Raw genomic sequence first — 25,233 nt, 5'->3', positions numbered from 1 at the left:
CTGCGGCCTGCAGGGCGGTCGTATTCGCCCATCCAGCGTACGTCCGCCAACTAACCGGCTCGCTGCGGCGTGACGCAGCACACGGCTATGGCGGTATCGTTGTCAGTGGGGTTTGCCCGGCTTCCCACCCTACTGAAGTGTTCCAGGAGGACATTGCATGTCGCTTTCCACCGAGTCCCCGATCCTGCCGGCCGACGAATTCGGCAGGGTCTGCGAACAAGTGCTCGACGGGATCGCCACGGTGATCGACGGCAAGGCAGAGGTGGCGCGCACCGCATTGATCGTCCTTCTGGCCCGAGGCCACCTCCTGCTCGAGGATGTACCGGGGGTCGGTAAGACCATGCTCGCCAAGACGCTGGCCAAGTCCGTTGACTGCACGGTGCACCGCATCCAGTTCACCCCCGACCTTTTGCCCTCGGATGTGACCGGGGTGTCGATCTTCAACCAGAACACCCACGAGTTCCAGTTCCGCCAGGGGCCCGTCTTCGCACACATCGTGATCGGCGACGAGATCAACAGGGCAAACGCCAAGACGCAGTCGGCATTGCTGGAGTGCATGGAAGAAGGCCAAGTCACCGTCGACGGAACCACGTACAAGCTCGAAAGCCCGTTCATGGTCATCGCCACGCAGAACCCCATCGAGCTCGAGGGTACCTTCCCGCTGCCTGAGGCACAGCGTGATCGGTTCATGGCAAAGATCTCCATGGGCTATCCGGATGCCGCCGCCGAGATGGCAATGCTCGAATCCCACCAGTCGACCTCGCCGCTCGATGACCTGCGCCCCGTCCTTGACCTAACCTCGCTTCACACCTTGATCAATACGGTGGCTGCCGTGTATGTCTCTGAACCGGTGAAGGAATACATCGTCGCGCTGGGACGGGCAACGCGCGAACACTCCGATATCCGATTGGGCGCCTCACCGCGTTCGCTGCTGCAGTTGTTGCGGGCAGCAAAGGCTGAGGCCGCACTGAACGCCCGGGATTACGTCCTGCCCGAGGACGTGCGCAACATCGCCACAAAGGTGTTGGGGCACCGGTTGATCCTGCACAGGCGCGCCGAGGCCGCGGGCCTCAACGCGGAGTCGGTTCTCGTCTCGGTCCTCAACGCTATCCCGGTGCGCGCCGGGGCCCGCGGCTAGGGCCGGCGGATCCCGCTGGCCAGGCACCGATCATGAGCACCCAGTCCGCCGAACCCACAGAGTTCCGCGAATCCCCCTCTCGCTCCCGACGGATAGCGACCGAGCAGCCGGTGACGCTGCGTGCCAAACTCCACCTGGGATTCCTGACGGCGCGTGGCTGGGGGCTCTTCGCCACCGGGACGATCGCACTGCTCGGGGCGTTTCTTCTGGGACGGCGCGAATTGCTTGCGGTATCCCTTTTCCTGTTGCTGGTTCCCCTCCTCGCCGCGTTCCTGCTGCGCTTTGGAAAGGCCGACCTTAAGGTCACCAGGACCTTCAACCCGCAGCAAGCGATCACCGATTCCGGGGTGCGCGTGCGCCTTCATATCATGCACGAGGGACGTGATGCCGGGATCATGCAACTGCGCGAGACGCTGCCGACGGATTTCGGGGCGGGACCCGGCTTTAGCTATCCCTCCCGCACCTCTGGCCATGGCCCAGCAGGCTCCGGGAGTTGGTATGAATACCGGTTGCGTCTGGCAACCCGCGGCATCTACTCCATCGGGCCAGTCCAGGCACAGGTCGCCGACGTCTTTGGTTTGTCAGCACGACCCGCCACCCTTGATGCGCCCAGTGCACTGCTTGCGCTGCCGCAGTGCAACGCACTGGAACCGACCGGCATACCCGGTGAACACGGATCCCACGGACAGGCTTCCTCCAACCGCCGGCTGACCCCGGACTCGTTCGAGGTGATGACCCGCGAATACCGGCCCGGGGACACGGTCCGGCGCATCCACTGGCCCGCCACCGCAAGAAGAGGAGCACTGATGGTGCGCCAGGAGGACTACCGGGCCACGCCACGGGCCGTGCTGATGCTCGATCGTTCTCGGGCCGCCTTCCTGAGCCAAGGGGTGGGCGCCGATCCCGTGGTTTCGATTCCCCAGTTCACCTCCCCGCCTAAGGACTCAAGCAAACGCTTCGAATGGGGGCTCCACGCAGCGTTGGACATCGGGGCGTTTCTTGCCGACACAGGGTTCGGCATCGATTTGATCGACCACCGCGGGGACTCCATCAACGAAGTCTCTGCCTCTGGCACCGAGGACCCCTACGAGCTCTTCGCCGGAACATATGCCTCCACACGCATGGCACAGTCCCTGGCTGCCTTGGGGCTTGAGGACGCCGCCCCCGTGCGCCGGGATCCGGCCAGCGCCACACTTGGTGCCGCGCTGAAGGAGAGGCTGCGTGAACGCGGCGACCGGCTGGTGCTGATCCTGGGCGAAACCACCCGGGCCCAAGCGGATTCGTGGCTCGAAGTCGTCGGTACGCGCAGCAGGGTCACGGTGCTCTGCGTGGTGTCCCGACACGACCAGGGCCATGGCGCCATCGCGCATCTTCGACAGGCGGGTTGGTCGGCCGTTGCCGTGACCCCGCATTCCTCGCTGGCGGAAGCCTGGGCGGAACTGGGGAAGCAAACATGAGCGCGCCAACCCTGTCAAAACCTCGAGACCCGGACCCGGAACAGGCACCCCCGGCACGCTCCGGAAAAACGCTGCCCTTAAAACCCGCAGGATTCGCCGTGTTGGCCACGTTGGTGGCGGTGCTGGGTTCCGTGGCCTCATTGCACGGGGTCATCAGCGGCTGGGATTGGATGTTCCAGGCGAGCGTCGTGGTCGCAGGCATCGTGCTGTCCACGAACGTGGTGCGGGTCTTTTCGGCACGCCGCTACCTGGCCACGATGGCCGGGGCAATCGTCGCGGTGCTGTTGCTGACCACCCTCTTCTTTTCCGCCACAGCCTGGCTAGGCGTGTTCCCCACGACCTCGACCTATGATGCCCTGCTACGCGTCTGGGCGCTGGCCAACGACCAAATGGGGTCACAGGTCCCACCGGTGCAGACCACCGGGGTGATCATCTTTTCCGTGTGTATCTGGGCAGCCGCAGTGGCACTGGCTGTCGATACCCTGGCCTTCGAGCTCCGTGCTGCTGCTTTGGCGGGACTTCCATTGGCCATGCTGCTGTCCATCGCCGCCCTGTTCAAGGCGCACGGCGCGGGACCCGCTACCCTCTCGATCACCGCGGTGGGCTACCTCTTGGTCCTTGCCGCATCCCGCCTGCAAGCCAATGGATCCCGTGGTCCCAAGCGCCGCGCCCTTGAACTAGGCGAGGCAGGCCGGGACCCGGGCACACCTCTGCCGGGCAAACGGCAAGCAAGCAGGGCACTGCTGCAGGGCACGGTGCTGGTTGCCGGGGCGCTGGCCGCGCTGCTGGTCCTCCCGGCTGCAATCCCGGGCTTCACCAAGGGCATGCTCCCCGAGGGCAAGCGCCCGGCCTGGGGCCAATTGGCCACCAACATCGACCCGATGATCGCGTTGGGCAACGACCTGCGCAGCCGATCCCGGGGAACCGTCCTGCGCTACTTCACCGATTCAAAGACCCCCACCTACCTTCGCACTTCTGTCATCGGGGGGCTTGCCTCCGCACGTTGGGAACCGGATCCGGAGATTTTCAGGTTCCCAGTCACCGAGAACCTAGCGACGCTATCGTTCCCGACCGTCGTTGAATCCAACCCGCAGGTGTTCACCCGGGTGGTCACCGACAAGTACCGCGGTGTGTGGATGCCCCTGCCGGAAAATTCGATCTGGCTGAACGGGCTCGATGATTCCTGGCGATGGAGTCCGGACACCGGAACATTGCGGGCAGCGGAGAATGCGACACCAACAGCCGAGGACTACACCGTCTTGAGCGTAAAGCCGGACATCACTTCCGCCACGCTCAAGGATCTCTCCGCACGTATCCCGAGCGGTTACTTCGCCCAAGTTGACGAGCAATACTTGGCACTGCCCGAAGACACTCCAGACTCGCTGCGCCAGGCCACCAAGGATGCGGTGTCCAAGGCCGGGAACGATCATTATGAGCAGGCTGTCGCGATCCAGGACTACCTGCGCTCCACGGTGTTCACATATTCGGAAAAGACTCCCGTCGAAGACGGCTATGACGGTAGCGGAATGCATGTCATTGACGCCTTCCTGGAGGAAAAGGCTGGTTACTGCGTGCACTTCGCCTCCACCATGGCGCTGATGGCCCGTGAGCTGGAGATCCCCAGCAGGCTGGTCACCGGGTATGCCCCCGGTACTCCCACGGGAGTGGAGATCACCGGGCAGGAAGGCGCCAAGCTGACGGAATTCACCGTCGGTTCGCGCAACGCCCATGCCTGGCCGGAACTATATTTCCCCTCCGTCGGCTGGGTAGGATTCGAACCAACCCCGGGACGCGGCGTCCCGCCGGTATATGCCCCCGCACTGCCCGCCCCCACCGCCACCGCGCTGGAGGATCCTCGGCTGGACAACCCACGTAACTCCTCGAAGGATTCCTCTCCTTCCGATACTTCTTCCAGCACCGCAGCCGCTGCGCCCGGTTCAGGGCCCGATGCAAACTCCCCGGCGCCCGGCCTGCTACGCATCCTGCTGGTTCTGCTGGTGGCCGGTGCCTTGCCCTGGACCTTCCGCCGCATCCAACGCGCCAACAGGCTCACACGCATGCGCCAATCGGCCGGCCCGGAATCCGGTGCCGCCGCGGCGTGGGCCGAACTCATCGCTCTGGGCATCGATAACTCTTGCCCCATGCGCCACAACGAATCAGCCGGCGACTACGCACGCCGTGTGTCCAGGACCCGGCCCCTGACCCGCGAGCCGTTGCTGGTACTAGCAGGGGCCTATGAACGGATGCGTTATTCCCCCGGCCGGCCACACGCCGACCCCGAGTCCTTGGCAGCTGCCCTGGATGAGGTCAAGAACCGCTTCACCGTAGGATTCGGTCCTGAGGAGCGTTTAGGGCGCGCACTATGGCCACGTTCGCTCTTTGCCCCGCGTCCGTTGAAGGCGGTCGGCTATGTCTCCAGCGATTAGACTCCCGTGGACTCCTTCGCCAAGTACTCGGACAAGGCCTCGAATTGGTCCCGCGGGGTGAATCCCGCACCCCGGATCTTCTCGAGGTCCAACGTGCTGTTGGCGGGGCGAGGAGCCATTCCGATACGGCCTTTTTGGTATTCGACGGAGCTTGTCGGTGTCACCCGGTTCGCGTCATGGCCCAGCAACGCGAACACTTTCCTGGCAACAAGTTCCCAGGAAACAGGTTCACCGTCGTTACTCAGGTTATAGGTGCCATATGGTGCCGGTGAATCAAGTAGGTGCAGGATTCCACGCGCCAAATCCGAGGCGAAACTCAGGCGCCCGTGCTGGTCGTTGATGACCGCTGGGTCCACCCCATCGCGGGCCAGCTGGGCCATGGTGGCTACGAAGTTCTTTCCGTCCCCCACCACCCAGCTGGTTCGCACAACATAGTGTTTGGTAACCTGCGACACCACTGCATCGCCGGCGGCCTTGGACTGTCCGTAGACCCCCAGCGGACACAAGGAATCCTCCTCTGTATAGACCTCCTGTTCACCATCGAAGACATAGTCGCTTGAGAGATGGACGAGTGTTAGGTCATGGGCGGTGCAGACCGCGGCCAGGTGCCCCAGTGCGGTAACGTTGGTTGCCCATGCTTCGCGTCGCCCCACAGCGGTTTCCGCCTCGTCCACAGAAGTGTATGCAGCGGCGTTGATGACTGTCTTGTACCCGGAAAAATCCACGGCGCCCAGTTGCGACTGATCAGTGATGTCCAGTTGCGACCGACTCACGAATTCGAAGGTTCCATCGGACGGTGCCGCGGCTACCAGCGCCCGACCCAGTTGGCCGTTGGCGCCGAGCACCAGGGTCTTGCGAGGTTGGACAGGTGTGACTTCCTCGAGTTGCGGGTGGGTTTTGTCCGCTTCGGAGACCGTCGCGAGCTCCAGCGCGATAGGCCAGGGGATTTTCACAGACGAATCAGCAAGATTCAGGAAGGTGTACCCTGATTTGGCTTTCTCTGACCAGTGCTCCGTGACCAGGTAGCTGTAACCGGTGTCGGGTTCCAGGGTCTGGAAGCCATTTCCGACTCCTCGCGGCACGAAAACGGCTTGCCCGGGACCCAACTTGGTGCTGAAACTTTTCCCGAAGCTCTCCCCCGCGCGCAGATCCACCCAGGCACCGAAGACCGCACCGCCGATGACGGCAACATATTTATCCCAGGGCTCGGCGTGGATGCCTCGCGTTGTACCGGGGGTGCTGTTGAACGAAACGTTGTTTTGCACGGGACGGAAATCGGGAAGCCCCGCAGCCACCATCTTGGTACGCTGCCAGTTTTCCTTGAACCAGCCGCGGGAATCCTCGTGCACGGGAAGTTGCACCAGCAGCAACCCTGGTATTCCGGTTTCCTGCACGCTCAGTGCACTCACTTCCCCGCCACGCCGTTTGCCGGCACGGCTGTTCGGGAGGTTTGCGCGACTTCCTGCATCAGGTAGCGTCCCTCTGTTCCGGATTTGGAGTCTTCCCACCACCAGGCGTTCTCGCGGTACCAGGAAATAGTCTCGGTCAGTCCGGCCTCCATGTCCCGGTGCTCGGGACGCCAGCCAAGTTCCTCGCGCAGGACGCTGGCGTCGATGGCATAGCGCAGGTCATGGCCCGCGCGGTCGGTGACGGTGTCGAAGGCGTCCGTGGCTTGGCCCATGAGGCCCAGGATCATTTCAAGGACCTCACGATTGTTCTTCTCACCATCCGCACCAATCAGGTAGGTCTTTCCCACGGTGCCCCTGCGCATGATTTCCCATACCGCCGAGGAATGGTCATCGACGTGGATCCAGTCGCGCACGTTGTGTCCGGTCCCGTAAAGCTTCGGCCGCGTCCCCTGCAAGATGTTGGTGATCTGTCGTGGAATGAACTTCTCCACGTGTTGGTAGGGACCGTAGTTGTTCGAGCAGTTGCTGATGGTGGCACGGACCCCGAACGAACGCACCCAGGCACGGACCAGAAGGTCCGAGGCTGCCTTGGTTGCCGAGTACGGGCTGGAAGGATTGTAGGGCGTGGTGTCGGTGAACCTGTTTGGGTCATCGAGTTCAAGGTCCCCGTAGACCTCGTCGGTGGAAATGTGGTGGAAGCGGACATCATGTCGGCGCACGGCTTCGAGCAGCGTGTAGGTTCCGACCACGTTGGTGTCCAGGAACGGTTTCGGATCGTGCAATGAATTATCGTTATGTGATTCTGCGGCGAAATGCACGACGGCATCAGTAGTGCCCACCAGCTCGTCAACCAGGGGCGCATCAACGACGTCCCCGATGACCACCTTCAGCCGCGATTCCGGGACGTCCCTCAATGACTCAAGGTTTCCCGCATAAGTCAGCGAGTCGAGAACAGTAATTTTCGTGTCGGAGTGCCGGATCAGGTAGTGCACAAAGTTTGCCCCAATGAATCCCGCACCCCCGGTTACCAGGATTCTTTCCATGGTCATAAGGCTATCGCCCCCTCCCCAAGCCTGACTAGGTATGTCTAGGATGGTGCCATGAAGGGGATCATACTTGCCGGGGGCACAGGATCGCGTTTGCATCCAATCACACGTGGGATTTCAAAACAGCTCGTACCTGTTTACGACAAACCCATGATCTATTACCCGCTCAGCACGCTGATGCTGGCGGGCATCACCGAGGTGCTGATCATCACCACTCCGGCGGACGCGCACCAGTTCCGCGGGTTGCTGGGTGACGGAACGCAGTTCGGAATCAGCATTGACTACGCCATCCAACCATCGCCGGACGGACTGGCCCAGGCATTCATCATTGGCCGGGAACATATTGGGGACGGTCCGGTGGCCTTGGTGCTGGGCGATAATATTTTCTACGGGCCCGGCTTTGGTTCGCAGCTTGCCGACTTCCACGCTGACGGAGGCGCTTCGATCTTTGGATACTGGGTCAAGGATCCGGGCGCCTACGGTGTCGTGGAGTTCGATGGAGAGGGCAAGGCGGTGTCTCTGGAGGAAAAGCCGGCGAAACCACGCAGCAACTACGCGGTGCCCGGTTTGTACTTCTATGACAACTCCGTGATCGAACGGGCTAGGGACCTACAGCCTTCAGCGCGTGGCGAACTGGAGATCACTGACATCAACCGCCAATACCTCGAAGAGGGGTCATTGCGGGTGAACGTGCTGGCCCGAGGCACGGCGTGGCTGGATACCGGAACCTTCGATTCACTCAACGACGCCTCGAACTTCATCCGGACCATCGAAGCTCGCCAGGGCCTGAAGATCGGCGTTCCCGAGGAAGTCGCCTGGCGCCGGGGCCTGATCGATGACGAAGCCATGGAGGCCTGCGCGGCGAAGCTGGGCAAGAGCGGCTACGGAGACTACTTGCGCACTTTGGTTGCCCAGAAGTTCGAGGATCCTTACCACTAAACCATGCGTGGGGACTCTATGCCCCAAGAGAACAGCGGCGCTTCCTTCCCCTCATCGGATCGAGGGGAAGGAAGCGCCGCTGTCTTGGTGCGGAAGTGGCCCTCTGGCCAGTTACCTAGAGTGCCGCGTATGGGTCGGCGATGCCGATGTACTGCGTGGTGGTGTACTCGGACAGGCCCTCTGCGCCGCCTTCGCGGCCCAGCCCGGACTGCTTCACTCCGCCGAATGGTGCTGCGGCGTTGGAGATGACACCGGCGTTGAAGCCGACCAGGCCGAACTCGATCTGCTCCGCCACGCGGAAGAGGCGGTTGTGGTCGCGGGTGTAGATGTAGGACGCCAAGCCGTATTCGCTGGCGTTGGCCAGCTCGATGGCGTGGGCCTCGTCGCGGAACGTGGTGACCGGGGCGACGGGCCCGAAGATTTCCTCGCCCAGGATCGCTGCGTCGTTGGCGACGTTGGCCAGCACCGTCGGTGCGTAGAAGTAACCGGGGCCCTCGATGGGGGCGCCGCCGGTCACTGCGGTGGCACCTGCCTCAATGGCCGCGGCCACCAATGCGTGGACATCGTCGCGCGCAACGGAATCAATTAGCGGACCGACGTTGGTTTCGGGGTCGGTGCCGCGTCCGGTCTTCAGCGCGCCCATTGCAGCGGCAAACTTGGTGGTGAATTCCTCGGCCACGGACTCGTGGACCAGGAAGCGGTTGGCCGCGGTGCAGGCTTCGCCCATGTTGCGCATCTTCGCAGCCATGGCACCCTCGACGGCCGCATCCAGATCGGCGTCCTCGAAGACCAGGAACGGTGCGTTGCCGCCCAGTTCCATGGAAGTGCGCAGGACCTTGTCCGCTGCGGCCTTCATGAGCATCTTGCCCACGGCGGTGGAACCGGTGAAGGAAACCTTGCGCAACCGGTCATCCTGCATCAACGGACCGGAGATCTTCGAGGCGCTGGCCGATGAGACGACGTTGAGCACGCCTGCCGGAAGGCCGGCCTCGAGCATGACGGCGGCGAAGAGCTGGGAAGTCAAGGGTGTGAGCTTCGCCGGCTTGAGCACCATGGTGCAACCTGCGGCGATCGCCGGGGCGACCTTGCGGGTGGCCATGGCCAGCGGGAAGTTCCACGGGGTGATCAGCAGGCACGGGCCAACGGGCTTGGTCTGCACCAGGATCTTGTTCTTGCCCTCGGGCGTGGTGAGGTAGCGGCCGTAGTCGCGCACCGTCTCCTCGGAGAACCATCGAAGGAACTCGGCGCCGTAGGTGACCTCGCCGCGGGCCTCGGGAAGGGGCTTGCCCATTTCCAGGCTCATCAGCAGCGCAAAGTCCTCGGCGCGGGCGGTGACCATCTCGAAGCCGCGGCGCAGGATCTCGGCGCGTTCGCGCGGGGCGGTCCGTGCCCAGGATCCCTGGACGGCGTCTGCCGCATCTAGAGCGGCCATCGCGTCCTCGGAGGTGGCGCTGGCCAAGGTTGCGAGTTTTTCTCCGGTGGCCGGGTCAAGTACGTCGAAGGTTCCTCCGTCGGAGGCATCTCGCCACTGGCCATTGATCAGCAGGCCGGTGGGGATGGAGGCAAGTAGTTCGGTTTCACGCGCGGGGGCAATACTCATGTCGGCGGTCTCCCTTGATCGCTAAAAATGGGGGGCTTAGGAGAACATTGTTCCCCTTCCCGTCCCACGCTAGTACCGCGAGGAAGGCCTGTAAATTTCAAACTGCACTATGACGGGCCACCGGTGTTGTGCAGGTAGCCCAAAGAACTCGAAGCGTTCGCGCTAGCCGCGTGCTTCAAGCACGGCCGCGTAGAGTTCGCGCTTGGAGACGCGTTCGGTCTCGGCCACCGCCGCCACGGCTTCCTTCAGCCGCAAACCTTCAGAGATAAGCCTCTGGACCTGCCCGACGTGGTCGGTGGCGCGGGCAGGTTCTCCTTCCGGGGCCCCGGCGACGACGACGGCGATTTCCCCGCGGACCTCGCCCTCGGCCCAGACCAACAGCTCATCGAGGCTGCCGCGGATCACTTCTTCGTACATCTTGGTCAGCTCCCTGGCGATGGCGCCTTGGCGTTCGGGGCCAAAGACGTCGCGCAGCGCGCGGACCATCGCGTCAAGGCGATGCGGCGCCTCAAAGAAGACCATGGTGCGCTGCTCGGTTGCCAGGTCCTCGAGGCGCTTGGTGCGCTCCCCGGCCTTGCGGGGCAGGAACCCCTCGAAGGTGAACCTGTCGGTGGGCAGCCCGGACAGTGCGAGCGCGGTGAGTACGGCCGAGGGCCCTGGGACGGCGCTCACGGTGACCCCGGCCGCCACCGCGGCCTCGACGAGCTTGAACCCGGGATCCGAGACAGCGGGCATTCCCGCGTCCGAGACCACCAGGATCGTGGCGCCGCCTGCGACCAGTTCCAGCAGTTCAGTGAGCCGGTGGGTTTCGTTGTGTTCGTGGTAGCTGATCAGCCTGCCCGGAACCCGAACGCCGAGCCCCTGTGCCAGGTGCAGGAATCGCCGGGTGTCCTCGGCTGCGACGACATCGGCGGACCGCATGAGTTCGATCAGGCGGGGGGACGCGTCGGACAGGTTGCCAATGGGGGTCGCCGCCAGGATGATCCGTCCCGGGGTATCTTGAAGTTCCACGCCCCAAGCCTACTGCCCGAGCGTGCTTCGGCGTCCCGGCGCCAAGCGCCGGTAGAGTATTGCTAGTGACTACCGCTACCACGCAGAGAACTCGCCGCTGGGTGATTGACCCGGACGGCGCCTTCGGAATCCAGGCCCTCAGGGACCGCTTGGTGGGCCCCTTGTATAACGCAGGCATGTGGGGCTGGATCGTTCCGCTGGCCGTGACCTTGGTGGGGGCCGTGCTGCGTTTCACCAATCTGCAACACCCGCACCTGTTGATCTTCGACGAGACCTACTACGTCAAGGACGCTTACACGATGATGGAGGCGGGCTACGAGCTGGAGTGGGGGGATAACCCCAACGAGGCGTTCGTTGCCGGGGACCCGGTGCCCAAGGACTCGGCGTCTTTCGTCGTCCACCCGCCCCTGGGCAAGTGGCTGATTGCCGCAGGGATGTGGCTGTTCGGCACGGACAACGGCCTGGGTTGGCGCTTCTCCGGCGCACTTTTCGGCACGTTGGCGGTGTTGCTGTGCGCCCTGGTCGCCCAGAAGCTGTTCTCCTCGGTGCTGCTAGGAGGCATCGCGGGCCTGCTGGCCGCGGTCGACGGACACCAGATCGTCATGTCGCGCACCGGGTTGCTGGATATTTTCTTGATGTTCTTCGTGCTGGCCGGCTTCTTCGCCTTGCTCCTTGACCGCTTCCACGGACGTGGAAAGCTGGCCCGCGCGCTGGCCACCAAGGACGGTTCCCGGCCTGCGGAGAGGTTGCTGGGGTACGGTCCGTGGCTGTGGTGGCGCCCGTGGCGCCTGGTCGCCGGGGTGATGTTCGGCTGCGCCGCGGGGGTCAAGTGGTCGGCACTGTCCTTCATCGCCGTCTTTTCCCTGATGACCGTGCTGTGGGATCTCTCGGCACGGCGACGAGCCGGCATCCGGCACTGGATCGTTGCAGGTCTTTTTCGCGACGGCATCCCGGCTTTCCTGTTGATCATTCCCACCACGTTCGCGGTGTACCTGGCAACCTGGACCGGGTGGCTGGTTTCTGCGGACGGGCGCTACCGCCAATGGGCCGCGGAAAACCCGTCGGCGACGTGGGACTGGATCCCGGGGGTCTTTCGGTCCCTGGGTGAATACCACCGGGCGGCGTATGCCTTCCACCAGGGCCTTGGTTCCTCGCACGGCTGGGAATCCTCGCCGTGGACGTGGCTCTTTGCCGGGCGCCCGGTCCTCTTCTTCTACGAATCACGTGGTGACGGCGAGTACGGATGCACCTCCCAGAATTGCGTCCAGGCCATCACCGATTTGCCGAACCCGATCATGTGGTGGGCGGCGACCTTGAGCTTGCTGTTGGTGCTGTTCTATTGGATCGGGGCCCGCGACTGGCGCGCCGGAGCCATCCTTTCGGCGTTGGCCGCCGGGTTCCTGCCGTGGTTCGCGTACCCGGATCGCACGATGTTCTTCTTCTACACCCTGCCCTTCGCCCCGTTCATGGTCCTTGCGCTGTGTTACGTCATGGGCAGGTTCCTGCCGCGTGACCGCCACACCCCGTGGCATCGGCGACAGGCGGTGTGGATCATCGGGATATTCCTGGCACTGGTGGTGCTCGTCTCGGCGTACTTCCTGCCGGTGTGGACCGGGGAAATGATCACCTACGACAGCTGGCGAAACCACATCTGGATGCCCAGCTGGGGATAGTCGCCTTACTACTGTTCAGTAACATACACTATGGTCAACACCACATGCCGACCAACGGGGGGCCTCCACACCATGCGCGAAGCTAGCACCACAGTGATCAAGGAACTGCCACAGGACTTCAATACCACCCAATTGCTCCTGGATCGGAAGGCCCGCGGCAAAGGTGCAGCGCTGTTCAGCGTCAAGCGCGGTGAATCGTGGATCGACGTAGGAACCGCTGATTTCCTATCCGACGTGCGGTCCTTGGCCAAGACGCTGTTGGAGCGCGGGATAGCACCGGGTGACACCGTCGGGGTCATGTCATCGACCCGTTACGAGTGGGCCATGGCCGAGCAGGCCATCTGGTTCGCCGGCGGCATCTCGGTGCCCATCTATGAGACCAGTTCACCGTTTCAGGTCGAGTGGATCCTGAAGGACTCCGGTACCCGGCATGTCTTCGCCGAGGACCCTCGTCGCGCCCGCATCGTCCGGCAGGCCGCCGAATCCCTCGGCGAAGAAGTCACCGTCTTTTCCTTCGAGGGGAATGAGGGCTCGGACCCTGCGGTGATCCCCGCCGCCGGGCTGAAAGAACTCGTCGAGGCCGGGGCGCGCAGCACGTTCACCGACGCCCAGGTCGAAACCGCCAGGGCCTCTGCCGGGCTGCACGACACAGCAACCCTGGTCTACACCTCGGGCACCACCGGGCGCCCCAAGGGATGCATGATGACCCATGCAAACTTCTCACTCATTGCCGTGAACATCGCTCCGCACATGGCACCGGTACTGGGCACCGAGGAGAGAACCCTGATGTTCCTGCCCTTGGCCCACGTCCTGGCCCGGGCGGTCCAGCAGATCTGCGTACACGCCGGGTCAACCATTGCCCATACCTCTTCAGCTTCCACGCTTGTGGCCGACCTGGCCGAGGTGAAGCCCGCGTTCCTGCTGGCAGTGCCCCGGATCTTCGAAAAGATCCGGACCACCGCCTCGAACACCGCAGAGGCGTCCGGGAAGGGCAAGCTCTTTGCCCAGGCCGAGGCCGTGGCCATCGAATACTCCCGGATCGCCGACGCCCGAGCCCGCGGGCTCAAGGCGCACCGCTCCCTGGTGTTGCTTGCCAAGCATGCCCTGTTCAACAAGGTGCTCTACCCCAAACTACGTTCGGTGCTCGGCGGCCGCGTCGGCTACGCCATCTGCGGTGCCAGTGCCTTGAACCCCGACCTCACGCATTTCTTCCGCGGCGCCGGAGTGGGTTTGCTCGAGGGTTACGGGCTGACCGAAACGACCGCCCCGGCAACCGTGAACATGGCAAAGAACGTGCGTGTTGGCACCGTGGGCGTCCCGATCCCCGGGACCATTGTGCGCATCGCAGAGGACGGGGAGATCCTCATCAAGGGAATCGGGGTCTTTGCCGGATACCACAACAACGAGGACGCCACCGCGGAGGCCTTCGACGAAGAGGGCTTCTTCAGGACCGGTGACACCGGGACGCTGGACGATTCGGGATTCCTGAAGATCACCGGCCGCAAGAAGGACATCTTGGTGACTGCCGGCGGCAAGAACGTGGCTCCCGGGCCTCTGGAGGAAACCATTCGTGCCTCACGCTTGGTCGACCAGGCGATCGTGGTGGGCGAGAACCGGCCGTTCATTGCTGCGCTGCTGACCCTGGACCCGGAGGAACTGGGACCGTGGTGCCGCGCCAATTCGCTCGGTGAGCTCTCCTTGGAACAGGCCGCGGTGCACCCGCAGGTGCTTGCAGAGGTCCAGCTTGCCGTTGACGCCGCCAACGCGACGGTGTCCAAGGCCGAAGGCATCCGCAAGTTCGTTCTCCTCGATGCGGAGCTCACCGAGGAATCAGGGCACCTGACACCGTCGCTGAAGTTCAAGCGCGCAAATGTCATCAAGGACTTCTCGGCGCGGATAGACGAGCTCTACCAGCGCTAGGACCCGCTGAGGGAAACAAGGATCCCCGGTGGGGGCCCGCTTCATGCGTGTTGCGGGGCCACCACCGGGGATCCGTCGTTCGCGGTGCTGCCATGGCGCCGCTGCGCTTAAAGCCCGAAGACCCGGCTGTCCTGGCGCAACCTAGATGTCTCGCGGCGCCGGGCCGTGGGCCAGGTGAAGATCAGGGTCAGCAAGGACGTGATGACCACGAGGGCACCGATGGCGATGGCCGCATCCACCCAGAACTGCGACGGATAGAGACGGATCAGGGTGTCCGAATAGTTGAACGTCCAGTTTCCCTGGGAGAAGAAGATCTCGTGGAACGTGGTGAAGAACTTCTCCCAGCCCAAGATCGCGGCGGTGGTCAGCCCGGCGAGCAGGATCAGCGTTGCGACCGATCCGGCGAAGAGCCCGCGGCGGATACCGCCCGAATACCGCTTGCCCAGGTAGGCCAACGAAAAGATGACGATGACACCCATGATCGCCCACGCAAGGTAGGTGAAGGACATGACGTTCTTGACGTCGGCCATGTGCTGGACCTCGGTGCCCAGGAACAACGGGTTCCCGGCAGGATCCCGCAGCTCCCCCAGATACCTGTTGTCCGCGATGTTGTTCAGGAAGTCCACGCCGTAAGACCCATAGGTCATCCTGTCGGCGGTACTGAACCCGAAGCCGTCGGCCGGGAACCCGGGACGCTGGTAGTCGAACCACAGGAAGATCGGGCTGGCAATCAGCCGGATGGCGGCGATCAGCAAGATCAAGGGATAGAAGACGGCCAGGAGTACCTGCAAGGTGCGCGCCAATGGCGGCTTCGCTTCCAGTGCGGCCTGGCGCGCTGCCCGGCGCTCACGAGCAGCCGGAGTCGGCTCGGGACCGGGGTTGTAGGCGCCGAACACCCGGCTGCGCGCCTCGGCGATGGCAGAGGCCGTTTGCGGCGGCGAACCGGCGCCGGGAGCCGCCGCGGCCGGACGCGGCAGTGCCTGGGTCTTCTCGACGTTCCCCGGGGCAGGGGCATTGGTCGCCGGGGAGATAGAGACGGTGTCGGCCCCGGGACGCGGCTCGAGAGGGATCATCGCAATGATGTCCTCGACTTCTTCGGGCTCCTGCGCCTTGGGCTTGGCCACGGGTTCACCGGCGGGCTTCACGGCGGGTGCGGCCGGGTTCCCGGCCTGCGCGGCACGCTTTGCAGCAGGTTTCACCGCGGGTGCGGCCGGGCTCCCGGCCTGTGCGGACTTGCTCGCCGGCGCTGCCTCGGAAGCGGGGACAGTCTTGGTCGCAGGAGCCGCCACGGGCTTGGCCTCGGCGGTCTTTTTCTCGGCGGCGGCCTTTGTGGCAGCCGCGGCCCTCTTGGCTTCGAGCGCCTGCTTTGCTTCTGCTTCTTTTTTCTCTTCCGCCGCGCGCGATGCCAGGATCGAGGCCTCGATCTTGGCTGCTGCGGCTTCTGCGGCAGCACTCAGCGAGCCGGAGCCGGGCTTTGGCCTTGCCTCGGCATCGGGTGTTGACGGGGGCCTTGCCGGTGCGGATGGCGGCGTATCCGGCTTGCCGGTCTGCGGTTCGTCCTGCTCAGCCATGCTTCTCCCTCAAAACTCTGACATGTGGTGCGCTTACGGTGCGAAGCGCAGCGGGCACCAAGCACCCGTTGCCAAACGCACCATGTCCAAGACTATCGATCGAACCGTTCCCTCGAGCCCCACCAGCCTGTTTGGGCCCCGCGTGTCGGCAGCGCGGAGGCACCGGCGAAAAGGAAAGCCAGGTGGCTGCCCCATGGCGGAGCAGCCACCGAAGGCTCCTGGCTCCAAGCACCCGACCCTAGTAGCGGTAGTTCTCCGCCTTGTACGGTCCAGCGACGTCCAGGCCCAGGTATCCGGCTTGCGCCGGCGACAGCTCGGTGAGCTCCACCCCCAGGGCGGACAGGTGCAGCCGGGCGACCTTCTCGTCCAGGATCTTGGGCAGCACGTAGACGGCCTTGGAGTATTCCCCGTTGCCGGCCTTGGTGTACAGCTCGATCTGGGCGATCACCTGGTTGGCAAAGGAGTTTGACATGACGAAGGAGGGGTGGCCCGTGGCATTGCCCAGGTTCAGCAGGCGGCCCTCGGAGAGCACGATGATGGAGCGTGCCGCCTCGGTGCCGGTCCCAAAGATCCATTCGTGGACCTGGGGCTTGATCTCGACCTTTTGGACGCCCGGGATCGCAGCCAGCCCGGCCATATCGATTTCGTTGTCGAAGTGCCCGACGTTACCCACGATGGCCTTGTTCTTCATCCCCTGCATGTGCGTAGCGGTGATGATGTCTTTGCCGCCGGTGGTGGTGACAAAGATGTCGCCGAGTTCCAGCACCGATTCCAGGGCCGCGACCTGATAGCCGTCCATGGCTGCCTGCAGCGCGCAGATCGGGTCTATCTCGGTGACGATGACCCTGGCACCTTGGCCGCGCATGGCCTCCGCCGCGCCCTTGCCGACATCCCCGTAGCCGCACACCACGACGACCTTGCCGCCGATCAACACGTCAGTTCCGCGCATGATGCCATCGGGCAACGAATGGCGGATCCCGTATTTGTTATCGAACTTGGACTTGGTCACCGAGTCGTTGACGTTGATGGCGGGGAAGAGAAGCGTCCCGGCGGCGGCCATCTGGTTCAGCCGCATCACCCCGGTGGTTGTTTCTTCGCTGACCCCCAGGATTTTCCCGGCTATGGCGGTGAATTTGCCCGGGTCCGCAGCCAATGAGGCGCGCAGGGTCCCAAGCACGATCCCTTGTTCGTGGCTTTCGGCGGTTTCGGCACCGGGAACCGTGCCCGTCGCCTCGTAGGCCGCGCCCAGGTGGACAAGCATGGTGGCGTCCCCACCGTCATCCAGGATCATGTTCGGGCCGAGTTCTGCATCCTCGGCGGCACCAGGCCAGGTGAGGATCTGCTCGGCTGTCCACCAGTATTCCTCCAGGGACTCGTTCTTCCAGGCGAAGACAGGGACCCCGGCCGGTTCCGCCTCGGTGCCGGTGCCCACCACGACTGCGGCGGCGGCCTCGTCCTGGGTGGAGAAGATATTGCACGAAGCCCAACGGACCTGTGCGCCCAGGGCCACCAGGGTTTCAATCAGCACGGCGGTCTGCACGGTCATGTGCAGCGAACCGGCGATGCGTGCCCCGGCCAAGGGCTTGGATGCGGAAAACTCCTCGCGAAGCGACATCAAGCCCGGCATCTCATGCTCCGCCAAGCGGATCTGGTGGCGTCCTGCCCCATGCAGGGCCAGGTCGGCAATTTTGTAATCGATACCCATGACGGACTCCCCCTAGCCCTTGCTCTTGGCGTCGAGCGACGTGGCCTCGTTGGCCAGCATGACGGGGATGCCCTCAACGATCGAATAGCCGTAGGTTTCTCCGTTGGGACCGGTACCTAGAGAGACCAGCTGCTGACCGCGCTGTTCAAGGACGGAACCGGTGATGGGGCAACGGAGCTGGGCAGTGAGCTGGGCTGAGAGATTCGACATGGACCCCAGTTTAGGGCTCCTGCTTCCCTTCGCGCAGCACTCGCAGGTGCCGCCGGGTCATCGTGCGTGAATCACCGGGCTCGATGGCCGTCGGTGCGCTGCGCGGCACCGGGGTTTCGATCGGCGGGGCAACCCTCTTTTCGGCTTCCGTTTCCCGCACGGCGTGGGCCAACGCGTACAAATCGTCGTGGCCCACCCGCTGTTGCTCGGGGCGCGCTAGGCGCAGGACCTCCCATCCCCGCGGAGCGGTCAGCCGCTCGGCATGGGGAGCACACAAATCGTAGCAATGCGGTTCGGCATAGGTCGCCAAGGGTCCCAGCACCGCCGTCGAGTCGGCATACACATAGGTCAGGGTGGCGACAGCCGGCTGGCGGCACGCCGAACGTGAACAAAGTCTGGATGATCCCACGATCACACAGACTACCGCAGCCAAACCCGCGGCAGGCGGCGCATCGCCGTGCGAACCACCGAACATCGAGGGCCACCGGTGGATTAGGCTAAAGGCATGTCCGGAAAACTGTCGATCGATTTGGATGGGCGCGATCCTGCCTCGCTGCACAGCGGGAGCACCCGGACTTTCGCCGAACGCAAGCGCAACCGGCACGGACGCGGCCGGCGCGGGGTGTTGATGCCGCCACCTCTGCCCGGCGCCAAGACCCGGGCCGAACGCTTCGAGGACCTGCTCATCGAATCCGCCGAGCGCCTAGCGGACCGCTGGGGCGCTCGAGTGAGCTCCATTGATTTCCGCATCATGATGGTCCCCAGCACCAAGGTGCTGCAGCAAGCGCAAAACGCCGGAAGCCGGGTGCCTTGGGCGACGAACCGTTCGGCAAGGCCGCAGCGCACCGAACGGATCACCCTTTACCGCAGGACCATCGAGCAGGCCTGCGTCCATTCAGCGGACCTGCTGCCCGAACTGATCCATATCTCGATCGTCGAGCAGCTGGCCGATATGTGGGCGATGGACCCGCAAGCCATCGATCCCGAGTATGGGATTTGGGGCCCGCTGCGCTGACTAGTCGCGCAACACGACCCGGACGCCCTCGCGGCCCAGCGGTGCATCGCTGAGGCCAAGCGCCCCGATACCATAGGCGCCGTCGGTGACCACCGCTGCCGCGTAGGCAGGGGCACCAGTGGCCGAGAGCACCAATGCGGCAGCCCCGTCACCGAAGTCGGCCTTTGAGAGCACCGCGGACTTGGAACCGGAGAGCTCGACGTCACGGGCCGCCGAGAGCTTGCCGTCCGAACCCAACGAGCGCACGCTCACGGTCGCGGAATCCTCGGGGGCGGTCAGCACCACGCTGGCGTTGCCCTCCGAAGGCAGTACCATCAGGTGTTCGCTGCCCAGCCTGCTGGCCGCACCTGCCCAGGCCTGGTCGATGGGCTTATCGGCCTTGGTGCCTCGGACCATTTTCGCGCTCGCGCTCACCGCCGAATCGGCCTCGATCACGAAGGTGTAGTTCCCGGCCGGAAGCCCGCCCAGCGGCATGCTTGCGGTGGCGTTGGAGGCCAGCACAATTTCCCCTCCCCCGGGGATTGGGACCTCGCCACCGGGACCCAGTGCCCTGACCTGCACCGTTGCTCCCTCGGAGGAGGTCGCGGCGAACACCAATTCGGCCGCGGCGTCCGCGTTGGCGCCGGGCTTGGCAAGGTCCGCTGCGAGTTTCGGATCCAGGATCGCCACACCGGGGATCACTTGGGTTTTTTCTGCGCTCGCTGTCGCCCCCAGGTAGTCGACGCCGCCGGGGACGAGCCCGCGCAACGTGCTTTGCTGGATTGTCGCGTTCACCCGCCCGCCGGAGGAAGTCACCTTGGCCGAGAGAACCTTTTCATCCGGTGCATACCCGGCCAGCACGATGGACTTCGATTCCCCCGGGGCCACGGCGAGCCCGAGGAGGTTCGCGGCCTCTACGGTGCCCTCGCCACCCCGCAGGTCGATGCGCACCTGTGCCACGGAAGCCGAGGGGTTCACCAGGTTCAGCACCGCGGTGGACCCGGGAGTGGTCATCGCGCCGGTCAGCCAGGTTTCCGCTGCCGGTGCCGGGCATCCGGCGATTGCCAGCCCGGCTAGGTCCCCATCTGTGGCCATGTAGGAGCGAACTGCCGCGACCTGGGACTTGACCCCTCCCAAGGGTTGGGCATGGGCGGTCAGGGCCTCGGCGTAGCCGCTGGCTGGGCTTACTGCGCCCTTACGCTCGGATGTGCCGTCCTCCCCGGCCCCCCGGCGTTCCTCTGCGTCCTTTGCGCTCAGTCGCGGTGCGATGGTCTTTTCCACGCTTCCGTCGGTCTTGAGCATTTCCGTGCCAGGGATCCGTCCCGCTGAATCGGAGAGCACGGCAGCACGTACCGAGGTCTTTGCGTCCTTGGAGGCCGGCTCGAACTCCGGGTCGACACCCGTTCCGGCACCGGTAAAGAGCTTCATGGTCGACGGGCAGGAAGCCAGCGAGTCCCCGGCCGGCAAAGAGGTCATCGCGACCTCGACGCCCGGGCCGGTGGCCGCCGGCGGAAACACGGAGCCGGCGGTGATGGCACCGGCTCCGAGGCACAGCACACCGATGGAGCCCAGCACACCGGCAATGCGGGTCCGGCTCTTTGGCCGTTGGCCTCGTGCCCCGAGGGCAGAGGCGGGAGTAGCCGCATCCTTCGAATCCGTCGCCACGGGGTTACCCTCAGCCGGTTTCGCCGCGTTGGGGGCCTCCGTGGAGGTATCCGCAGTCGTGGCTGCCACCTGTTCCGCAGCATATTCCGGGTCCGGGGCCGGGGTACCGACTACCGCCGGGGCTGCTTCCTTGGCCGGTTCGGCTTCGAGGGGCGTAGGTGCCCCGGGGGCAAGCCCGGCGGTTTCGCGGGCGGCAGCAGCCGCGCGTTCGGCTTCGCGTCGTGCCCTGCGGGAATCGTTTTTCACTTCTTCTCCTTGACAGCGGCACCACGGCGTCCGCGATCGAGCTCGTCAATGCTTTCAGCCTTGCCGCGGGTGCGGTACTCGTCCAGACGCCTGGCGGAAAAGCGTCTGCTGCGCGGGATCGGTATGACCAGCAGCAGCGCCAGCAACAGCACCACGCTCTGCGCGATGGCTACCGGGACCCGGTAAGGACTGTTGTAGCTCACTTCCAGCACCCCGCCGGCGGCACCGAGCTCGAAGCCCTGTGCCCACTGCGCGGCTTCGGCGCCCGTGACATTGGCATCGACGGACTTGGTGTCGTCGGCGGCAACGCTGAGAGGTGTCAGTGCATGCCCGTCCAAGGTTGCACTCCAGCCTGGATCGGCGCGCTCGGCCATCACCACAAGCCTGTCTGCGTCCCCGGCAGCGACTTCGGCTCCCGAGACGCGTGCCCGGTGCGAGGGCAACAGGCCAACGGTGCCCGAACCCGATGCGATGCGCACCCGGGACGTCGAATCGGTGGCATTGTCCACTCCGGGGATCTTGGCCTTGGGTTCAACCCGCCAGAGCCAGCCGGACTCGGTCTGTCCCACGGCGACCAGTCCTGGGACCGCGTCAAGGCGGGCTACCAGGGATGAGGCTGTCTGGCGCTGGTCCTGCAGCACCACGAACCCGGCGCCCAGTGCCGAAAGCTCCTCGCGCGGGTCAAGTGCGGAGTTCGACACCAAGGTGGCAACGGATTGCTCGATCAGGCGGTCGGCATTGTCGGACTCTCGCAGCTCAGGAGCGAACAAGTTACCCACTACCCGCTCGGCGGCAGTCGTTTGGGACAGCCCGTCGGCGCTGGTTCCGGCCCCGTTCATCAGTGCCGCGCTCACCGCGCCGTCACTGTTCTGGGCCAGCACCAAGGTGCGGTCCTCGTAGTCGCCCAGCCCGCGATCGGCGGCGGTGGCCGGAAGCGTACGTGGTGACACCGGCGCCAGGATACTCGTGGCCCCGAGGCTGGTTGTGGCTTTGGCCCCGGCGGCGGGCGGGTTCTGCGCCACGATCCAGTTGGCTCCGGCCACGATGACGGAAATCCCCAACAGTGCCGAGGCCCACGCCAGCGCCCCGGTTGCCACACGCGGTGTGCCGTCGCCGGGGAAAATCCGGGCGGCAGGCCGTTCGCCGCGCAACACCGAGATCCCCAGGCCCGCTGCAAAGAGCAACGCCAGGATAAAGAACGAGATGAAGGGTCCGTTGAACGCGCTGACGAAGACATCCCCGGCCACCGCCGAGGGAACCAGCGTCGAAAAGTATCCTGCGGCGAGCATCAGCATGCCCATCAGCCACAATGAACGGGCCAACGGCGCCGAGGCATTGCGTCCGCCGGCAAAGAGGCCAAAGACGGCGAATGCCAACAGCGGGGCTCCCACCAACAGCACTAGGACCAGTGCCCACGGACCTTCGGGCAGCAGCCCGAGACCGGCCGGGATGCCCAGTGGCTCGAAAGACGTGGGAAAACCCAGCGCCTGTGCCCAGAGCGGTGCTGCGTCGAAGGGCAGCGCGAGGCCCGGGTCGGTGAGCAGCACGCGCGGGTTCTTCAGCGCGCCAACCACCAGTGGAAGGTGGAAGACAAGCATCGGCAGGGGCACCCACCACAGGGTCTTTGCCCGTGAGCCCAAGGTGATGGCCCCCAATACGATCAGCACGAGCAGTGCGAGCCCTGCGGCCGGGGATCCGGCGGAGACAGGAAGAAGCAGCAGCGCTGCCGCGGCGGCGGCGGTCCAGGAGGCAATGCCACCGGCACCGGGGCGCGAAGCGACGCGTTCGGTGGTGCCAGGACGTGACTTGAAGTCGACCCCGGCACCCACCGAACGCAGCAGGGACAGCAGCAGCAAGGGTGCCAGCACGTGCACCAGCACGCTGCCTGCACGACCGGAGCCCAGGGAAACCTGCATGACCGGGGCAAGGCCCCAGAGCAGGGCGCCGAGCATGCGGGCGGCACGCGAGCGGGTGACCGCACCCAGCCCGAGCCAGGCGCTCAGCGCGGCCAGCGGCATCGCCAGCATGGTCAGCACCACGGCGGCAGCATTGGCGTTTCCGCCCCCGAGAAGGGCAAGCAGCCAGTAGAAGTAGTCGATGGGATCCCCGCCGGCGGGGCTTCCCGCCCCGAGGTTCGCCCACCACGAGGTCGCATTGGTGAAGATCTCGCCGGCCTGGGTGGACAGCGGCAGCATGGCGCCGCCGGCAAGGGCCTTGGCGCCAAAGAGCGCGCGCAGGCCCGCCAAGGAAACACCAAGTGCCACCAGGGCGGCAATCACCGTGCTGACAAAGGCGGAAGTGCGGTTAGGTGCGGCAAGGGCCGCGAAGTCGTTGCGGGCATCGCCGCTGGGGTCTTGGGAAGCGGTGGCTCCGGTGCCGTCGCCGTAGACCGTCTCCCCGTCCAACGAATCGAGCATGTGCTTTCGGTGCTCAAGGACCAGTGATTGGTCGGTAAGCAACCGGGATATCGATTTGCGCGGAACCTTGCGGGTCGTCGCGGCTGCGGCACGCGAGCGGGAGAGTTTCAGGGGTGTGCCCACGGCACGGAAGGTGGCCCCGAGTTGGCCAAAGGCGTAGGCCGGGTCCTTGGCCAGCACGGAGAACAAGAAGCGGTAGAAGCCTCCCAGCACGGCGCCGACGACCAGGAACGGGAGGGCCCAGGCCGGTGCGTGCTTCAGCCTCATGAAGACCTCGGCGCGGCGGGTTTCGGCCGGTCCGGCCAGTGCCCGGACCACGGCTGCTTTGTGGTGGATCTTGGCCGCGGGAACGATGACCACGCGGTTGCCCATGTGTCGGTTTCGCCAGCAAAGGTCCATGTCATCGCCCAGGCCTGGAAGTGCCGGGTCGAAGCCGTCCAGGGCTTCGAAGACATCACGGCGGATCAGCATTCCGGCGCTTGTCACCGCGAAGGAGTCGGTGCGAGCGTCGTATTGGCCCTGGTCGACCTCGTCGATTTCGATCAATGTCAGTCGTTCGGCGTACTTGTTCACGCCCAGTCCCACATCCAGCAGGCGGCGCGGGGAATCCAGGTCAAGTTGCTTGCACCCGGCGATGGTCACCGATTCGGTGGCTTCGACAACGGTGAGCAGCTTCTCCAGTGCATTGTGTTCGGGTACCGAGTCGTCGTGGATCAGCCAAAGCCACTCGGTGCGTCCGGTCCGCGGCTGGCCCAGCGACTGCACCGCGGCCATCACCGAGTGCCCAAAGCTGTGCTCGGGCACCTGAAGGATCGTGGCGTCGGAGGGCAGGTGCTGGCGCAGCAGCTCCTGCGAGCCGTCGGTGGAGGACGCGTCGACACCGACAAAACGGTCGATCAGGCGTGTCTGGTTGCGCAGCGCTGCCAAGGTGCGGGGCAAAAAAGCTCCGCCATTGTGGGCAGCCACAATGGCGGTGACGTGGATCGGAGAGAGAATTAGACTGCCCGCTTCCGCAAACGACGACGTTCGCGTTCCGATAGGCCGCCCCAGATTCCAAAGCGCTCATCGTTGGTCAAGGCGTATTCCAGGCACTCGGAGCGCACGTTGCATCCACCGCACACCCGCTTGGCGTCCCGGGTCGACCCGCCCTTTTCGGGGAAGAAAGCCTCGGGGTCGGTCTGGGCACACAGTGCCTCGGACTGCCATCCCAGTTCGCCCTCCTCGTCTTCGGCTCCCAATCCGATCCAGATTGCCTGGGCAGGGTTCTTGCTGTCCATCGCAGCATCGAGGCTTGGCGCCCACGACGGGGTCGGCTCGACAAGCTCGCTGGCAGCCTCGTGGGCCAGCAGGAAGGCAGTGGTCTCCTCGGCCTGGGTCAAGGTCCTTGCACCGTTTTGCTCCGGCATCGGACCGGGCTCCGCCGGGTCCACGAACCAGTCCGCAGGTACTGACCTGGACCTGTCGTAGTTTGGTGCAACGGCCGTCGTTGCGACTTCATTGAAGCTTCGATCCACGTTCCCCATGGTTTACCAACCTTCCGCCGTTACGAACTAGATAACAAAAAAAGACCGTAGGATGAGCGGTAGCGACGGCCCCCGAACAGGGGCCGCCGAGAGATAAATCCACTCTCCCAGACGGTGCACTATCTAATTACACTGGTGTAACTCCGGTCGCGTCAAGTTCGATCGATGATTTTAGCTACACAAGTGCCCGTTTTTCGTCCACGACACGCCCGAGGCTTCCCCGGGACAGCGCAGGAATACGCAGGTCTGCCGATTCCGGGGGAATTCACAGGCTTGACAAGGA

The 25,233-nt window shown here is 64.6% G+C and carries 18 protein-coding genes; 7 read left to right on the top strand and 11 right to left on the bottom strand.

Annotated features, from left to right (window positions below):
* The first annotated feature begins 157 nt into the window (after window positions 1-157).
* From ABEA12_RS11365 to ABEA12_RS11355, 3 genes are read left to right on the top strand one after another with little or no spacing between them, the layout of a single operon-like run.
* Window positions 158-1,138, top strand: a complete 981-nt coding sequence (locus ABEA12_RS11365) for an AAA family ATPase (protein ID WP_210101705.1) — start codon at window positions 158-160, stop codon at window positions 1,136-1,138.
* Window positions 1,139-1,170: 32 nt separating this feature from the next.
* A complete protein-coding gene (locus ABEA12_RS11360) occupies window positions 1,171-2,595 on the top strand; it encodes a DUF58 domain-containing protein (RefSeq protein ID WP_210101706.1) in 1,425 nt (474 codons plus the stop codon).
* Entirely contained in the window at window positions 2,592-5,021 is a 2,430-nt protein-coding gene (locus ABEA12_RS11355; RefSeq protein ID WP_210101707.1) for a transglutaminase TgpA family protein, read from the top strand. The genes ABEA12_RS11360 and ABEA12_RS11355 overlap by 4 nt, the downstream gene beginning before the upstream one ends.
* Here the strand turns inward: ABEA12_RS11355 and ABEA12_RS11350 are convergent.
* Together ABEA12_RS11350 and rfbB are read right to left on the bottom strand one after the other, a co-directional pair.
* Window positions 5,018-6,430 carry a sugar nucleotide-binding protein gene (locus tag ABEA12_RS11350; protein ID WP_210101708.1) on the bottom strand — a complete coding sequence of 471 codons (1,413 nt, stop codon included), beginning with the start codon at window positions 6,428-6,430 and terminating at the stop codon, window positions 5,018-5,020. The two genes, ABEA12_RS11355 and ABEA12_RS11350, sit on opposite strands and share 4 nt — an antisense overlap.
* Window positions 6,427-7,473: a dTDP-glucose 4,6-dehydratase gene (gene rfbB, locus ABEA12_RS11345; RefSeq protein WP_210102644.1), complete on the bottom strand. Its 1,047-nt coding sequence runs from the start codon at window positions 7,471-7,473 to the stop codon at window positions 6,427-6,429. The genes ABEA12_RS11350 and rfbB overlap by 4 nt, the downstream gene beginning before the upstream one ends.
* A gap of 57 nt (window positions 7,474-7,530) precedes the next feature.
* Between rfbB and rfbA the strand changes: the two genes are divergently transcribed.
* The gene (gene rfbA / locus ABEA12_RS11340) at window positions 7,531-8,415 is read left to right on the top strand and encodes a glucose-1-phosphate thymidylyltransferase RfbA (RefSeq protein ID WP_210101709.1); all 885 of its coding nucleotides are present in this window, start codon (window positions 7,531-7,533) and stop codon (window positions 8,413-8,415) included.
* Between the two features lie 115 nt (window positions 8,416-8,530).
* Here rfbA and ABEA12_RS11335 read toward each other — a convergent pair whose 3' ends face one another.
* Together ABEA12_RS11335 and rsmI are read right to left on the bottom strand one after the other, a co-directional pair.
* On the bottom strand, window positions 8,531-10,015 hold the full coding sequence (locus ABEA12_RS11335; RefSeq protein ID WP_210101710.1) for an NAD-dependent succinate-semialdehyde dehydrogenase: 1,485 nt from the start codon (window positions 10,013-10,015) through the stop codon (window positions 8,531-8,533).
* 162 nt (window positions 10,016-10,177) lie between these two features.
* Complete coding sequence (gene rsmI, locus ABEA12_RS11330) at window positions 10,178-11,026, bottom strand: 16S rRNA (cytidine(1402)-2'-O)-methyltransferase (RefSeq protein ID WP_210101711.1); 849 nt, start codon at window positions 11,024-11,026, stop codon at window positions 10,178-10,180.
* A gap of 65 nt (window positions 11,027-11,091) precedes the next feature.
* Here rsmI and ABEA12_RS11325 point away from each other — a divergent pair, with 65 nt between their 5' ends.
* On the top strand, window positions 11,092-12,699 hold the full coding sequence (locus ABEA12_RS11325; protein WP_210101712.1) for a dolichyl-phosphate-mannose--protein mannosyltransferase: 1,608 nt from the start codon (window positions 11,092-11,094) through the stop codon (window positions 12,697-12,699).
* Window positions 12,700-12,771: 72 nt separating this feature from the next.
* A complete protein-coding gene (locus ABEA12_RS11320) occupies window positions 12,772-14,619 on the top strand; it encodes an AMP-dependent synthetase/ligase (protein WP_210101713.1) in 1,848 nt (615 codons plus the stop codon).
* Between the two features lie 107 nt (window positions 14,620-14,726).
* On the opposite strand, the gene ABEA12_RS11315 is transcribed toward ABEA12_RS11320, so the two are convergent.
* From ABEA12_RS11315 to ABEA12_RS11300, 4 genes are all read right to left on the bottom strand, one after another.
* Window positions 14,727-16,190: a TIGR01906 family membrane protein gene (locus tag ABEA12_RS11315; protein ID WP_210101714.1), complete on the bottom strand. Its 1,464-nt coding sequence runs from the start codon at window positions 16,188-16,190 to the stop codon at window positions 14,727-14,729.
* Window positions 16,191-16,428: 238 nt separating this feature from the next.
* Window positions 16,429-17,895 (bottom strand): adenosylhomocysteinase, encoded by a 1,467-nt coding sequence (gene ahcY / locus ABEA12_RS11310; protein ID WP_210101715.1) that lies wholly within the window; start codon window positions 17,893-17,895, stop codon window positions 16,429-16,431.
* A gap of 12 nt (window positions 17,896-17,907) precedes the next feature.
* Window positions 17,908-18,105 carry a Trm112 family protein gene (locus tag ABEA12_RS11305; RefSeq protein ID WP_210101716.1) on the bottom strand — a complete coding sequence of 66 codons (198 nt, stop codon included), beginning with the start codon at window positions 18,103-18,105 and terminating at the stop codon, window positions 17,908-17,910.
* Window positions 18,106-18,115: 10 nt separating this feature from the next.
* Complete coding sequence (locus tag ABEA12_RS11300) at window positions 18,116-18,514, bottom strand: DUF3499 domain-containing protein (RefSeq protein ID WP_345468208.1); 399 nt, start codon at window positions 18,512-18,514, stop codon at window positions 18,116-18,118.
* Window positions 18,515-18,610: 96 nt separating this feature from the next.
* Between ABEA12_RS11300 and ABEA12_RS11295 the strand changes: the two genes are divergently transcribed.
* Window positions 18,611-19,120 carry a metallopeptidase family protein gene (locus tag ABEA12_RS11295; RefSeq protein ID WP_210101718.1) on the top strand — a complete coding sequence of 170 codons (510 nt, stop codon included), beginning with the start codon at window positions 18,611-18,613 and terminating at the stop codon, window positions 19,118-19,120.
* Here the strand turns inward: ABEA12_RS11295 and ABEA12_RS11290 are convergent, their stop codons facing one another.
* Genes ABEA12_RS11290 through ABEA12_RS11280 form a run of 3 tightly spaced genes read right to left on the bottom strand, consistent with a single transcriptional unit; the run spans window position 19,121 to window position 24,950 of the window.
* On the bottom strand, window positions 19,121-21,010 hold the full coding sequence (locus tag ABEA12_RS11290) for a DUF5719 family protein (protein WP_210101719.1): 1,890 nt from the start codon (window positions 21,008-21,010) through the stop codon (window positions 19,121-19,123). It lies immediately after the preceding gene.
* Window positions 21,007-24,393, bottom strand: a complete 3,387-nt coding sequence (locus ABEA12_RS11285) for a glycosyltransferase (protein ID WP_210101720.1) — start codon at window positions 24,391-24,393, stop codon at window positions 21,007-21,009. The genes ABEA12_RS11290 and ABEA12_RS11285 overlap by 4 nt, the downstream gene beginning before the upstream one ends.
* A 29-nt stretch (window positions 24,394-24,422) precedes the next feature.
* Window positions 24,423-24,950: a WhiB family transcriptional regulator gene (locus ABEA12_RS11280; RefSeq protein ID WP_345468204.1), complete on the bottom strand. Its 528-nt coding sequence runs from the start codon at window positions 24,948-24,950 to the stop codon at window positions 24,423-24,425.
* Window positions 24,951-25,233: the final 283 nt, after the last annotated feature.

The sequence above is a fragment of the Paeniglutamicibacter antarcticus genome (assembly GCF_039544305.1).
Classification (GTDB): domain Bacteria; phylum Actinomycetota; class Actinomycetes; order Actinomycetales; family Micrococcaceae; genus Paeniglutamicibacter; species Paeniglutamicibacter antarcticus_C.
This window is presented reverse-complemented; position numbering and strand designations above follow the sequence as displayed.

Coding starts and splice junctions, on each gene's coding strand:
- ABEA12_RS11365 (WP_210101705.1), top strand. CDS start 158: ATGTCGCTTTCCACCGAGTCCCCGATCCTGCCGGCCGACGAATTCGGC.
- ABEA12_RS11360 (WP_210101706.1), top strand. CDS start 1,171: ATGAGCACCCAGTCCGCCGAACCCACAGAGTTCCGCGAATCCCCCTCT.
- ABEA12_RS11355 (WP_210101707.1), top strand. CDS start 2,592: ATGAGCGCGCCAACCCTGTCAAAACCTCGAGACCCGGACCCGGAACAG.
- rfbB (WP_210102644.1), bottom strand. CDS start 7,473: ATGGAAAGAATCCTGGTAACCGGGGGTGCGGGATTCATTGGGGCAAAC.
- rfbA (WP_210101709.1), top strand. CDS start 7,531: ATGAAGGGGATCATACTTGCCGGGGGCACAGGATCGCGTTTGCATCCA.
- ABEA12_RS11335 (WP_210101710.1), bottom strand. CDS start 10,015: ATGAGTATTGCCCCCGCGCGTGAAACCGAACTACTTGCCTCCATCCCC.
- ABEA12_RS11320 (WP_210101713.1), top strand. CDS start 12,772: ATGCGCGAAGCTAGCACCACAGTGATCAAGGAACTGCCACAGGACTTC.
- ABEA12_RS11315 (WP_210101714.1), bottom strand. CDS start 16,190: ATGGCTGAGCAGGACGAACCGCAGACCGGCAAGCCGGATACGCCGCCA.
- ahcY (WP_210101715.1), bottom strand. CDS start 17,895: ATGGGTATCGATTACAAAATTGCCGACCTGGCCCTGCATGGGGCAGGA.
- ABEA12_RS11305 (WP_210101716.1), bottom strand. CDS start 18,105: ATGTCGAATCTCTCAGCCCAGCTCACTGCCCAGCTCCGTTGCCCCATC.
- ABEA12_RS11295 (WP_210101718.1), top strand. CDS start 18,611: ATGTCCGGAAAACTGTCGATCGATTTGGATGGGCGCGATCCTGCCTCG.
- ABEA12_RS11280 (WP_345468204.1), bottom strand. CDS start 24,950: ATGGGGAACGTGGATCGAAGCTTCAATGAAGTCGCAACGACGGCCGTT.